The 13,435-nt window shown below is 31.3% G+C and carries 11 protein-coding genes and 1 pseudogene; 7 read left to right on the forward strand and 5 right to left on the reverse strand.

The window, feature by feature from the left end; all coding sequences use genetic code 11:
* From K8354_RS11265 to mraZ, 4 genes are all read right to left on the reverse strand, one after another.
* Positions 1-1,962, reverse strand: a complete 1,962-nt coding sequence (locus K8354_RS11265; RefSeq protein ID WP_223447673.1) for a penicillin-binding protein — start codon at positions 1,960-1,962, stop codon at positions 1-3.
* A 58-nt stretch (positions 1,963-2,020) separates the two neighbouring features.
* Positions 2,021-2,347, reverse strand: a complete 327-nt coding sequence (locus tag K8354_RS11270) for an FtsL-like putative cell division protein (RefSeq protein ID WP_223439682.1) — start codon at positions 2,345-2,347, stop codon at positions 2,021-2,023.
* Between the two features lie 106 nt (positions 2,348-2,453).
* Positions 2,454-3,353 (reverse strand): 16S rRNA (cytosine(1402)-N(4))-methyltransferase RsmH, encoded by a 900-nt coding sequence (gene rsmH / locus K8354_RS11275; protein ID WP_223439684.1) that lies wholly within the window; start codon positions 3,351-3,353, stop codon positions 2,454-2,456.
* Positions 3,340-3,807 (reverse strand): division/cell wall cluster transcriptional repressor MraZ, encoded by a 468-nt coding sequence (gene mraZ, locus K8354_RS11280; RefSeq protein WP_223439685.1) that lies wholly within the window; start codon positions 3,805-3,807, stop codon positions 3,340-3,342. The genes rsmH and mraZ overlap by 14 nt, the downstream gene beginning before the upstream one ends.
* Positions 3,808-4,011: 204 nt before the next feature.
* Here mraZ and K8354_RS11285 point away from each other — a divergent pair, with 204 nt between their 5' ends.
* The 7 genes and pseudogenes from K8354_RS11285 to K8354_RS11315 all read left to right on the forward strand — a co-directional run bounded on the left by K8354_RS11285 (position 4,012) and on the right by K8354_RS11315 (position 10,718).
* Positions 4,012-4,776, forward strand: a complete 765-nt coding sequence (locus K8354_RS11285) for an alpha/beta fold hydrolase (protein ID WP_223439687.1) — start codon at positions 4,012-4,014, stop codon at positions 4,774-4,776.
* Positions 4,777-4,787: 11 nt separating this feature from the next.
* Positions 4,788-5,399: a ribosome biogenesis GTP-binding protein YihA/YsxC gene (gene yihA, locus K8354_RS11290; protein WP_223439689.1), complete on the forward strand. Its 612-nt coding sequence runs from the start codon at positions 4,788-4,790 to the stop codon at positions 5,397-5,399.
* Between the two features lie 6 nt (positions 5,400-5,405).
* Complete coding sequence (locus K8354_RS11295) at positions 5,406-6,092, forward strand: RluA family pseudouridine synthase (RefSeq protein WP_223439691.1); 687 nt, start codon at positions 5,406-5,408, stop codon at positions 6,090-6,092.
* Positions 6,093-6,122: 30 nt separating this feature from the next.
* Positions 6,123-6,539 carry a fatty acid desaturase family protein gene (locus K8354_RS11300; protein ID WP_223439693.1) on the forward strand — a complete coding sequence of 139 codons (417 nt, stop codon included), beginning with the start codon at positions 6,123-6,125 and terminating at the stop codon, positions 6,537-6,539.
* A 33-nt stretch (positions 6,540-6,572) separates the two neighbouring features.
* A pseudogene (locus K8354_RS11305) lies at positions 6,573-7,157 on the forward strand (alkane 1-monooxygenase); the annotation flags it as partial.
* A 7-nt stretch (positions 7,158-7,164) separates the two neighbouring features.
* On the forward strand, positions 7,165-7,902 hold the full coding sequence (locus K8354_RS11310) for a nitroreductase family protein (RefSeq protein WP_223439694.1): 738 nt from the start codon (positions 7,165-7,167) through the stop codon (positions 7,900-7,902).
* A gap of 95 nt (positions 7,903-7,997) precedes the next feature.
* Positions 7,998-10,718, forward strand: coding sequence for a ligand-binding sensor domain-containing protein (locus K8354_RS11315; RefSeq protein ID WP_223439696.1), 2,721 nt, complete (start codon positions 7,998-8,000; stop codon positions 10,716-10,718).
* 285 nt (positions 10,719-11,003) lie between these two features.
* On the opposite strand, the gene K8354_RS11320 is transcribed toward K8354_RS11315, so the two are convergent.
* Complete coding sequence (locus K8354_RS11320; RefSeq protein ID WP_223439698.1) at positions 11,004-13,391, reverse strand: penicillin acylase family protein; 2,388 nt, start codon at positions 13,389-13,391, stop codon at positions 11,004-11,006.
* Positions 13,392-13,435: the final 44 nt, after the last annotated feature.

The raw sequence follows: 13,435 nt of genomic DNA on the forward strand, positions 1-13,435 counted from the left end.
TTATGATAATTTTAAAATAATAGTTGCCCCTTTTTCTAATTTTTCTCCTCTTTTTATCGATTGATTTTGTACTTTACCAACTCCTGAAACCTCTACTTTTAAACCAATATTTTCTAACAAAGAAACTGCATCCATACCCGCCATACCTTGTACATTGGGCACTTTTGCATATTCATTATTAACGATCTTATTATAATGACTATACTGATTTTCTATCGATGTAAATTCAATTTTATCATCTACCGATTGATTATCAACAGGAGTCGTGGTATATATTTTTTGCGCTATTTCTTTAAAAATTGGCGCCGCAACGGTTGCACCATAATATCCTTTACTTTTATCTGGATCATGTACAACTACAATACAAGAATATTTTGGGGTATCTGCCGGGAAAAAACCAGCAAAAGAAGCTACATAATGCTTATTAGAGTAATAACCGCCTTCCCATTCGCCACTTTTATTTTTTGTTCTAGGAATGTATTTTTTAGCAGTTCCGGTTTTACCTGCCATCGAAAAGTTAGAGGAATAGATATTACTTGCGGTTCCTTTAATCACAACATTTTCCATTATCTTTCTAATCTTTTTTAAAGTTTCTTGCGATGCAATTCTTGGATTTACAACTTCTGTTTCAAAAATTTTCTCAGTTTTATCTTGTCTTCTTAACTCTTTTACAAAATGAGGCTTTACCATAACTCCATTATTCGCAACTGCGTTATAGAACATTAAAGTTTGCATAGGAGTTACAGAAATCCCATATCCCCAAGACATCCATTCTAAAGAAATTTTACTCCAACTTTTATCTGTTGGTTTTGGCACATAAGGTTTTCCTTCTCCTTTAATCTGAAAACCAATAGGTTTTGCAAATCCGTATTTTTCTATTTTACGAATAAATTTTTCTGGTTGATGGTCATAATGTTTTCGAATTAACTTTACAATACCAACATTTGATGAAACTTCAAAAACTCTCGCTGCCGAAATCTTTCCATACCCACCTTTTCGAGAATCTTCTACTTTTCTATTATTTATATATATTTTTCCTTTTTCGGTATCTACCACAGTAGAAGTATCAATTAGTTTATCGTCTAAAATTGCCATTAAACTAGCTAACTTAAAAGTAGAACCTGGTTCATGACTTTCCCAAACGGCATAATTTCTTTTCTCAAAATATTTTCCTGTAGATGTTCTTCCTAAATTAGAAATTGCTTTAATTTCTCCAGTTGCCGTCTCCATCACCACTGCACAGCCATGATCTGCTTCAAAGTATTCTAGCTGACGCAATAAAGCGTGATGTGTAATATCTTGAATATTTACATCGATTGTAGTGATAACATCATGACCATCAATAGGTTCTTTTTCATTGACATCAGAAATTGGTTTCCATTGATTTTTTGCAATTTTCTGTTTCCATCGCAAACCATTTTCGCCTTGCATAAAATCTGCAAAAGCACCTTCTATTCCTGCCTCTCCTCTAAAATCATCATAACCAATAGTACGCTCTGCAATTTTACCAATTGGATGTGCACGCACCGTTTTATGTTCTGCAATAAAACCACCTTGATACACACCTCTATTAAAAATTGGGAATTTTTTCATTTTTAGATAATCATTGTAGCCCACATTTCTGGCAATTAACAAATACCTATTTTTATGTTTTTTAGCAGATCTTAATTTATTTTGATAGTAGCTCGTAGAATTACCAAACATAGCCGATAACTCTTTAGACAAACCTGCTATATTTTTTTCAAAAACAGCACTATTTACTGCAACAGCATCCATTCTTATGGTGTATTTAGACATTGAAGTTGCCAATAAATTACCATCCGCAGCATATACATTTCCTTTATTTGAACGAATTGTATCTTGCTTAATCGTTAATTCTGTAGAAAGTTTCTTATATTTTTCTCCTTGAGCATACTGAATATGGACAACTTTAATAATAATAGCCACCAAAAAACAAGACATAAAAGCCCCTACAATGTAGAATTTGGTCAAAATGCTTTTTTTGTGAGTTGCCAATTTATTAGTTTTTTATAATTACTTTTATTTTTTCTGGAGGGGATTCTGACGGCTGCAAACCTCTTGCTTTTGCCTTTTCCCTGATACTAGATTCCATTTTCATTCGCATTAAAATAGTGCCTGTATCTACATATTCTGCTCTTAATTCTCTTTTCCTTTTATTCAGTTCAGATATTTTAAATACTTTTTTTTCCGCACTGTGCCCGCTAGAAATCATAATCAACAAAAGCACCACAACAAAAATGATAATTCGCCAATTTTTAAAAGCAGATTCATCTGTAAGAAAACTACCTCTTAAAACATCATAAATACCTTTTTTAACTTTTGTCATGTTTGGGCTTAAAATTTAATACGTTTATGAAAATCGCACTTTCGAACATCTTTTCTTAGCTCATGTTTCTTTTGATATGCTTTTTTTTAACTTTAAATAGCAAACCTTAAACCTTAAGAGTTGCTATTCTCAATTTTGCACTTCTGGCTCTATTATTTATTTTAATTTCTTCGGGTTTCGGAATGATTAATTTCCCGACTCTTTTTAAAGGTTCATTAGATCTGCCAAAAACATCCTTTTCTGGCTCACCTTTAAATAAACCTGTGTGAATAAATCTTTTTACCAATCTATCTTCTAAAGAGTGATACGAAATGACACTCAACCTACCTTCAGGATTCAATAAATTCGGTACTTGTAGCAAAAACTCTTTTAAAACTTCTAATTCCTCATTGACTTCAATTCTTATGGCCTGAAAAATTTGCGCTAATATTTTATGTTCTAGCGCATTTGGCAAATACTTTTTTAAAACCCCTTTTAATTGAAAACTAGTTTCAATCTTTTGAACTTCCCTTTCTTGAACAATCGTTTTTGCAATATTCCTAGAATTTCTTATTTCCCCATACATAAATAAGATGTCCGCTAATTTTTCTTCCGTATAGGTGTTGATAATTTCTTTCGCCGAAATTTTAGATTTTTGATTCATTCTCATATCTAAATCTGCTTCAAAACGCGTTGAAAATCCTCTTTCTGCTTCATCAAATTGATGAGACGAAACGCCTAAATCTGCTAAAATTCCGTCTACTTTTTTAATCCTATGAAATCTTAAAAACCTTGAGATATATCTAAAATTCTCAGGAATCAGTACAAAACGCTCATCATCAATCTTATTTTCTAATGCGTCAGGATCCTGATCAAAGGCAAACAACTTTCCGTTTTTACCCAATCTTTTCAAAATTTCTTTTGAGTGGCCTCCTCCTCCAAAAGTAACATCTACATAAACACCATCTTCTTTGATAGCGAGTGCATCGATACTTTCTTTTAATAAAACTGCGTTATGATAACTCATCGAATTCTGTATTTCCCATTACTTCTTCAGCCAAATCTGCAAAATCGTTTGCAGCATCATCAATTGCTTTTTCATATTTCTCTTTATCCCAAATTTCAATAATACTTACAGAAGAAGACATCACTATTTGTTTCTGTATCCCTGCAAAACCGCACAAATCTTTTGGAATTAAAATTCTACCCGTAGCATCTAATTCTACTAATTTTACGCCTGCGGTAAACCTTCTTATAAAATCGTTATTTTTTTTATTAAATTTATTCAGCTTATTAATTTTACCCATCATCACATTCCATTCTTGCATGGGATATAATTCTAAACAAGGCTGAAAAACGGCTCTTTTTAATACAAAACCTTCTTGCAAAATTGGTTGCATTTGCTTTTTTAGAGCCGATGCAACCATCACTCTACCTTTAGCATCTGCCTTACATTCATATGTACCAATTAGGTTAATCATTAAAAAGCCATTATTAAATATCAAAAATATATAAAATATACCACTTTTTACCACTTATTACCACATTGTTAATAAAAACTTAAAATAACCATTGTTTAAAGGGATAAACTATTGTTAATAACCCTAAACAACTGATTATGAAATCGATTTATATGTAAGAAAAAAGAATTACATTTGCGATTGATAGAAATCAAATTAAAATGAATGACTGACAAGTTAAAAACTGAAGGTAATTTTACGTATGCAGAAGCTGGAGAAGGACCTACAATCATTGTTTTACATGGGTTAATGGGAGCTTTGAGTAATTTTGACGCTACTTTTAACCACTTTTCTAACAATGGTTATCAGGTATTAATTCCGGAATTACCATTATATACGCTGCCCCTGATAAAGACGAATGTTAAAAGTTTGGCGAGTTATTTAAAAGATTTTTTAGAATTCAAAAAAATAGATAGCGCTATTCTTTTAGGAAACTCATTAGGAGGGCACATCGCTTTGTATTTTACAAAACATTACCCAAAAAAAGTAAACACGCTTGTGATTACTGGAAGTTCTGGATTGTATGAAAAAGCGATGGGTGATAGTTTTCCGAAAAGAGGAAATTATGAATACATAGAAGAAAAAGCACAACAAGTGTTTTACGACCCCAAAATAGCCACCAAAGAATTGGTAGATGATGTATATGAGACGGTAAACAATAGAATGAAGGCTTTAAAAACCTTATCGATTGCAAAAAGTGCCATTAGACACAACATGAAAGACGACCTGCCTAAAATGAAACAACCTACCTGCATCATTTGGGGAAAACAAGATAGCGTTACACCTCCTGAAGTTGCCATAGATTTTCATAAGTTACTACCCGATTCAGATTTATTTTGGATTGATAAATGTGGCCATGCCGCCATGATGGAAAGACCAGAAGAATTTAACACGATTCTTCATGATTGGTTAAAATCTAGAAATATTTAAATCTTTTTTCTGTGAAAATTAAGTCTGCTGAATTTGTAATGAGTAACAGTAATGTTATCAATGCTCCTAAAGAAAGGATTCCTGAATATGCTTTTATAGGACGCTCTAATGTTGGTAAATCTTCATTGATTAACATGTTGATGGAACGCAAAGATTTAGCTAAAATTTCTGGAAAACCAGGAAAAACCCAGTTAATTAATCATTTTAAAATAAATGAAGATTGGTTTTTAGTAGATTTACCTGGCTACGGTTATGCGCAAATTTCTAAAAAGAAAAGAACCATTTTTCAGTATTTTATAGAAAACTATTTTAAAGAAAGAGAACAATTAGTCTGCACTTTTGTGTTGATTGATAGCAGACACGATCCTCAAAAAATTGATTTAGAATTCATGCGGTTTTTAGGTGAAAATCAAATTCCTTTCTGCCTTGTTTTTACCAAAGCCGATAAATTAGGGAGTTCTAAATTAAACAAACAAATTACTTCTTACAAAAAGAAATTATTAGATACTTGGGAAACTTTGCCCATGACGTTTTTAACCTCTTCTTCGACAGGTTTAGGGCGTAAAGAATTTTTAGATTTTATTGATGGCGTAAATCAAGATGTTGCTAAAGATTTTAAATAATCGGCTATGCACTCTACCAAAGAAAATTTACAAGTATTATTTGAAGATAATCATATCATGATTGTAAACAAACGCTCTGGAGATATTACGCAAGGTGATAAAACCAGAGATAAACCTTTGAGTGATGTTGCCAAGGAATACATCAAAGAAAAATACAACAAAGCAGGCAATGTTTTTTTAGGGGTTGTTCATCGGCTAGATAGACCTACTTCTGGTGTTATCATTTTTGCCAGAACCTCTAAAGCTCTGGAGCGATTGAACAAAATGTTGCGCGATAAAGTAATTTACAAAACCTATTGGGCGGTTGTAAAAGAGCATCCAAAGAAAGAAAAAGACACCCTTATTAATTTTTTAAAAAAGAATCCCAAAAATAATAAATCATCGGTGTATTCAAAAGAAATTGAAGGGTCTAAAAAAGCCATCTTACACTATAAAATCTTAAAAAAACTAAATAATTATTCCCTTTTAGAAATTGATTTAGAAACCGGAAGACATCACCAAATTAGAGCACAATTATCTGCAATTGGTTTTCCTATAAAAGGCGATTTAAAATACGGTTTTAATAGAAGTAATAAAGACGGAAGTATTCATTTACATGCCAGAAAAATTGAATTTACTCATCCGGTTTCTAAAGAAAATATTCTCATCACTGCTCCTACTCCTAATGAAGTAATTTGGAACGCTTGCAACTAATTGCTATCTTTAGAGAATATATTTTTCTTAATGAAGGCGCTTAAATACTTTTCAATTCTAATTCTCCCTTTGGTTGTCTATATTTCTTTTACAAGTAAAGGATGGCTAACATATATACCCGCACTTGTTTTCTTTGGATTAGTGCCTCTTTTAGAATTTTTCATCAAACCGAACAAACAAAATTTCACGAAAGATGAAGAGAAAATTGAAAAAGAAAATAAATTTTACACGTATTTATTATACCTTACATTACCAATTCAACTGCTGTTTTTAGCATTCTTTTTGTTTGCCATTCAAGAACCAAATCTTACCAATTCAGAAATCTTCGGACGCATTTTTGGTATGGGTATTATGTGCGGAGTTCTCGGCATTAATGTTGGTCACGAATTAGGGCATCGAAACAAAAGAATAGATCAATTGATAGGAGAAATTTTACTGCTAACCTAATTAAACACGCACTTTTTACCTTATCACAATGGTGGTCATCATTTTAATGTTGCCACTCCAAAAGATGCCGCCACTGCCCGAAAAAATGAAATTTTATTTAGTTTTTGGATTCGTTCTCATTTTTCAAGCTATCTAGAAGCTTGGAAATTAGAAAACAAAAGAATGAGAAACGAAGGTAGAGGCTGGTTCCATTCTCAAAACAGAATGGTTATTTACACAATTTGTAATGCGTTGGTAGTAAGTAGTATCTATTTGTTTTTTGGCCAATTCGTACTTTTCGCCTTCTTAGGTTCAGCAATTTCTGGCATTATGCTATTAGAAACCGTAAATTATATAGAACATTATGGTTTGCTCAGAAAACAGCATGAATCTGGGCGCTATGAGCGTGTAAAAAGAATTCATTCTTGGAACTCAGATCATCAAGTTGGGCAAGTATTGTTGTTTAATTTATCACGTCATTCAGACCATCATTATAACGGATCTAAACATTATCAACTGCTAAAATCATTGCCAGAAAGTCCGCAAATGCCAACAGGATATCCTGGCATGATGTTACTTTCCTTTTTTCCTCCTATCTGGTTTTTAGTGATGAACAAAAAATTAAAACAATTCTCATAATCCATCTATGTTAAAAGAAAAAACAGTTTCTGAGGCGATACAATATAGACGCTCTGTAAGAGTATATGATGCAAAAAAGCCAATAGACAAAACCATTGTAAAAAAATGTATTGAGCAAGCTGCCTTAGCACCAAACAGCAGTAATATGCAGTTGTGGGAATTTTATCATGTTACCTCCAAAGATATGATTGCTAAAATTGCACCTTTTTGTTTCCATCAAAATGCAGCAAGAACGGCACAGCAACTCGTAATTTTTGTGACTAGAAAAGATCTCTGGAAACAAAGAGCTCAAGCTAATTTAAAATTTATTGATAAGACTTTTGGCGCGAACAATACGAAATCAGCACAAAGTAAAAGAGAAAAAACAGCGAGGGGATATTATGGAAAAATTATTCCTTTTGCCTATGCCGATTTTTTAGGAATTCTTGGCTTTCTTAAATACATCATGGTTTTAATAATAGGTCTTTTTAAACCGATTTACAGACAAGTTAGACAAAGTGATATGCGCATTGTTGCCCATAAAACTTGTGGCTTGGCTGCCGAAAATTTTATGATTTCTATGGCTGCTGAAAATTATGATACTTGCCCAATGGAAGGCACTTATACTTTGCGCGTAAAAAAATTACTAGGGTTGCCTTATGGTGCCGAAATAAACATGATTGTTTCTTGCGGTATCAGAAAACCTGAGGGTATTTATGGTGAGCGTTTTAGAATTCCTTTTGAGCAGGTATATAAAGAAGTTTAAAAAAATCTTATAAATAATTTGGATGCTTATCTTAAACATCTATCTTTATTAATTATATGGATAAGGTAAAATTTTATAAATCAGTTCTTTTACTGATGATCCCCTTCTTATCAACACAACTAATTTTCTCGCAAAATTATACCGTTGAAGTACAAAAAGTCTTGGGTCTTTATGAAAATATAATCACCGATATTGAGCAAGATATTAAGGGTTTTATTTGGGTATCTGGAAGCAAATACCTCACGAAATACAACAACCAAGATTTTGTAAACTACTCAAAAGAAGATCTGCTTTTAAAACCACAACATGTAGCAATTTCTGCAACATCAGATGCGCAAGGAGATATTTGGTTTTTCCCTTCTAATGATATTATAATTCACATATTAAATACCAAAAACAATAAAACGTATACTTTAAAAGAAAAATTTCCAAATTTACCCTTTCTAGAGTCAGACATCATTAACAAACCTTATCGAGATCAGTTATATAATATATATATTTCAGTAAAAAATAAAGGACTTTATAAGTATGATGGAAAAGAACTAAAGCTGTTTAGGAAGATTATCGAAAAAAATGATAGAGCTATTTCATTTATAAGCACCGAAAAATACAATTGGTATGCCTATAACCAAACAATAATTAAACAAAATAAAGACAATTTATTTGAGGAAATCATTAAAACAGATATAGAAGTAACTGAATTAAACGTTTTTAATAATGAACCTGTTTTAGTAATACATGCATTTGCTAACTCTTATGATAAATTTACTGCCAAATATTTAAAAGGAGATAACTCTATAAGCGTTTTTCCTGATTTACAACTACAGAGTGATAATTTTTCTGACCTCACATTTTTCCAAAAAACTAGTACTAATCATTATTGGATTAATGAAAAAGAATCCCTCAAAAAGATCGATAAAAATAAAAATGTAGTGTATACCATCCGAAAATCTGATTACCCTTTCGGAAAAAGATTTAAAAGATTTTTTGTTGATAAAAATGATATTATTTGGATTCTTACAGAGACTAGTCTATATAAAGTAATCCTAAAAAATAAAAAATTTAAAAAGTACCTAGATGGATTTAGCTTAAAATCTATGTTTAAAAGAGATTCTAATTTGTACATCACAACTTTCTACCATGGGGTTAAAAAATTCATTTCAAATGATAAAATAGTACAATTTAAAAATTTACCTGAAAATGATAGTTTTATTGGAACTTTTCAGGAAAAAGATACTTTATGGATTACAAGATATTCGCAAGTTTTAAAATATAACTTTAAAACAAACAAAATTGTAGTCTATAATAAAACCATTAAACCTTCTCCGAAAAGTAGAGATTTAGCGTCTATTATTCGACATCCGAAGACAAAGTCTATATTTATTGGCAATTCATTTTACTTTACCCAACTAGATGAACAAGAAAAAACTGTAGCGATTGCCCATCATTTAGACAAATATATTGATGAAGAAGAACGATCTGAAATTAATGTAAGGTGTTTAAAAGTGTATGGTGATAGTCTTTGGATTGGTACTGCTAAAGGGCTGTTTTTAATGAACCATCAAGAGAAAATAACCAGAGCATATACTCCAAAAAATGGCTTTCCAAAAGACTTAATTATTCAACATATTTATATTGAAAATGACACCACCTTTTGGCTGGGAACACAAGGTCAAGGCTTAGTGAAATGGAATAGGTTAAAAAATACATTTACCAACTACACCACCAAAGAAGGACTTTCTAACAACAATGTTTATGGGGTTTTTAAAGACCCATATGGTTTTTTATGGCTACCAACTGACTATGGTCTTAATAGGTTTGCCCCAAAAACTTTAAAAAATAACGTCTTTTTACCCGATGAGATTAGTCACCAAGAATTTAACCATTTATCAAATTTTATTGACAAAGAAGGTACCATGCATTTAGGTGGATTAAATGGGTTGAATGTATTTCATCCCAAAGATTTCTTATCCATAGAAAACAAAGAGTTTAACTTGTTACTGACCAATGTAAGAACTACGTATGAAGATAATACGATAACCGAAGATAAAACAATTAGTACTACTGATGTTATAGAACTAAATTCGAATATAAAAAACACTGAACTTGAAGTTCTATTACTAGATTTCAAAAACAACTTACCACTTCAATATCAGTACAAAATAACCCCTTTTCATGAAAATTATGTAGTTGCCAATAAGAATCGGATTACATTACCTAGAAAACTTGAAAAAGGAAACTATCAGTTATTAGTAAAAGCACAAAGTTCTAACGGGAGTTGGTCTCAACTAAAAACACCTATTAAAATTAACAATTCCGGTTCTGATCATTATCTATTTAAACTGGCCATCTTATTTTGTATTGTATTGCTTGGAAGTGGCTCTTTATTCATGATTCAGAAAAAACGAAAAAATAACAAAGTAGCATTTAAAACTGAATTTAAACCAACTGAACCTGAACCAACTGAACCTTTAAAAATAGCTACGGTACCTGACACCAAAGAGAATGAATGGCTAGCTCATTTGAATACAACCATTATACATCACCTTGATTCGAATAATTTTAGCGTAGAATTTTTAGCAGAAAAAATGGAGATGAGTGAACGACAATTGCAACGAAGAGTTAAAAAAAATATCAATACAACGCCTAATAGATACATTACTGAGGTACGATTAAAAGAAGCTTTTAGATTGCTCGAAACAAAACAAGTGTCAAGTGTTAAAGAAGTGTCTAAAAAAGTAGGTTATACAACCTCTGAATATTTCTCGAAATTATTTAAAAATAAATACGGAAAAAACCCTTCAGATTACTTGTAAATTTAGAAATGTCGCTTTTTTAAGTGGTTCCGAAGTTTCTTTTATAGGTTAGAACCCAATATTTCTAGTAAAATGTCGGTTTTGTTAGGGTATATCTGTAGTATATTTACCATACAATACAAAAAAATGGTTTACACATTTTATTTATTGCTATACAAGGTCAATTTTGCTAAAGTCGTTGGGGGACGTCTTAAAGTATTGTTTAAAACTAGTTATTAGTTCAAAGACAGAATTTTTATTGACCTTGTTTATTTTTTCTATTTTAAGAGAAACATTCTTTTAAAACTATTCTTCTTTACTTTTAATTAAGATTAATTTTCTGCCACTTTTTTTAAGTTCATCTATATTCAAAATCATTTTCACGTACTTACCCTCTAAATATTTTTGAGCCTGATCTTTATAATGTTCACTAAAAACATTTCCTGATTGTCCTGTAGGAAGAATTGCCAAACTATTTTCTACATCAGAAAAATCGATAATTCTTCTGGTAGAAGGCCCTGATGTAATTTTATAAATACCTGTACTATCGAGCTTAAAAATTTGATTATTTATCACCTCATTTCCCCCTATAGTTTCAAAAGGTCCAACATTAAAAAATGATCGAAGAATACCACCTGCTTTTCCGATTACATGCTCATGCTCTACAGAAATTACTCTTTTCCAAAACCAAAGATCTATAGAAGACCCCAACTGGCTTTCTAAAAATTTGATTGTATTTTTAAACGAACTTAATATAATTTCTTCTCTATTTTCTACTTTTGATGTGGTATGAATATTGTCCCACCAAACCGATGTTTCTCGATTTATTTGAATAGGTAAAGCTTGGTCTTGTAGTTGAGAATTGATAAATAAAGGAAAACTAGTCCCTAATTCATCTTGATAAGTTGCCCTTAAAAATTCATACAAAAATCGATTATAAATAGTTGCTCCTATAGACGTTTTTAAATATTGTCCATCCCAGTTTTCAAGAACATTAATTGCCTTTTTTTCTAAAATTGATAAATTACGACGATCTAAATTTTTCAATACATCTTCTACAATCTCTGAAACCGTAGAAGATTTTACATCATACATCATTTTTGCAACGTCTTCTTTTGTAAAATCATTTCTTTGATCTAATAATTTGGCGATTCTTTTGGCCCTATCTTCAGGTTGATAATAGCCCGGATATAATTTTCCTCTTACAGAATCTGGCTGATTATTCGCAGAATACACATAATTACGACTCGGATTTATTGCTTTCGGATTTTCATTAAAAGGCAAATATGTTACTATCTCATCTTTTCCAGACGCCCCATTTAAATACGTTTTAGACGACAGACTATCTCTTAATTCATATAATTTTGCAGAGGCAAACCAAGCAATATTTCCTTTCGCATCACCATACATTACATTTAATCCAGGTGCATGAATTTTTGCAACAGCTTGTTTAAAATGAATTAATGATTTTGCGTGAGACATTTCATAAGAAACATCTAATTGTTCGTTATTTAGTTGCGTATAAATCCAATTCATGGCAATAGGCCTCTCATCTTCCAAATGCGAAATGATACCATTCATTATTGGGCCATGCTTGCTTACTTTTACCTGAAATGTAGTGTCTGGCGCATCTTTTATGCGAACTGTTTTATGAATAATTTCATAGTTTTCATATCCCTCAGAAGATTTATATTGATTTATATTCTCAGGATTATTTTCTTCAACATAAAAATTTAAATCATCATTTGCCAACATTGTTAAACCATAGGCATATTCCTTATTATGACCTAACAAAGGGAAAGGCATCAATGCAATATTGAATCCGTACATCTCAAAATCTGGTGTTTTAATATGATTTTGATACCAAACAGAAGGCTGTGAAAAACCGATATGAGGATCATTGGCGAAAATTACTTTTCCGTTTTTGGTTTTTTCTCCCCCAATAACCCAAGAATTACTTCCAATAAAAGTGGCAACTGGCAAATGATCCATAATGGTACTTACAGCTTTTGAGAAACTTCCTTTAATTTCAGAAACTTCAGTTGTGTTTATCGTTAAATATTCATTAGCACTAGTTGTTAATTCGGTAAAATAAGAAGCTCCTAACTTCTCTTTTATTTCCGTTAATATAGGATCGGTTTTATGAGCTACTGCAAAGCTAAAAGCCATATAACCAAAAACATTATAAATATCTTTAATGGTATAATTTTCTTTTTGTATACCTAACAAAGAAAATTCTAAAGGTGTTTTTCCTTCATTTATAAATTGATTTACGCCGTCTAAATAAGATTGAGACAATAGGTATGCTTCCGAAGTTTTATCAAGATTTGCAATTGTTTTTTCAGCGGCTTCTTCGATACCCAATCCTGAAAAAAACACATCGGTTTTTAAAAGTTCGCTTCCTAAAATTTCTGACAATCTCCCAGACGCAATTCTTCTAATCAACTCCATTTGCCACAATCTATCTTGCGCATGCACATAGCCTAAAGCTATATAAGCGTCATTTTGATTTTTAGCATTGATATGCGGAACTCCTGTATCATCAAAATAAATAGTTACTTCATCAGATAAGTTTTTAAGTGCTATCTCTCCTAAATAATTTGGATTGTAGGTTTTTGAATAGGACCAAATTCCAATAATTAAAAGAATTACTACTAAAACTACAATTTTTAAAGATTTTTTAAGATTTTTCATTTGAAAAAATTTGATGAATGCAAAGATAAAATATTAAAGTTGTA

The sequence above is a fragment of the Polaribacter litorisediminis genome (assembly GCF_019968605.1).
Taxonomy (GTDB): Bacteria; Bacteroidota; Bacteroidia; order Flavobacteriales; family Flavobacteriaceae; genus Polaribacter; species Polaribacter litorisediminis.

Coding starts and splice junctions, on each gene's coding strand:
- K8354_RS11295 (WP_223439691.1), top strand. CDS start 5,406: ATGCACTCTACCAAAGAAAATTTACAAGTATTATTTGAAGATAATCAT.
- K8354_RS11320 (WP_223439698.1), bottom strand. CDS start 13,391: ATGAAAAATCTTAAAAAATCTTTAAAAATTGTAGTTTTAGTAGTAATT.
- K8354_RS11300 (WP_223439693.1), top strand. CDS start 6,123: ATGAAGGCGCTTAAATACTTTTCAATTCTAATTCTCCCTTTGGTTGTC.
- K8354_RS11270 (WP_223439682.1), bottom strand. CDS start 2,347: ATGACAAAAGTTAAAAAAGGTATTTATGATGTTTTAAGAGGTAGTTTT.
- rsmH (WP_223439684.1), bottom strand. CDS start 3,353: ATGAGTTATCATAACGCAGTTTTATTAAAAGAAAGTATCGATGCACTC.
- mraZ (WP_223439685.1), bottom strand. CDS start 3,807: ATGATTAACCTAATTGGTACATATGAATGTAAGGCAGATGCTAAAGGT.
- K8354_RS11310 (WP_223439694.1), top strand. CDS start 7,165: ATGTTAAAAGAAAAAACAGTTTCTGAGGCGATACAATATAGACGCTCT.
- K8354_RS11315 (WP_223439696.1), top strand. CDS start 7,998: ATGATCCCCTTCTTATCAACACAACTAATTTTCTCGCAAAATTATACC.
- K8354_RS11265 (WP_223447673.1), bottom strand. CDS start 1,962: ATGTCTTGTTTTTTGGTGGCTATTATTATTAAAGTTGTCCATATTCAG.
- K8354_RS11285 (WP_223439687.1), top strand. CDS start 4,012: ATGACTGACAAGTTAAAAACTGAAGGTAATTTTACGTATGCAGAAGCT.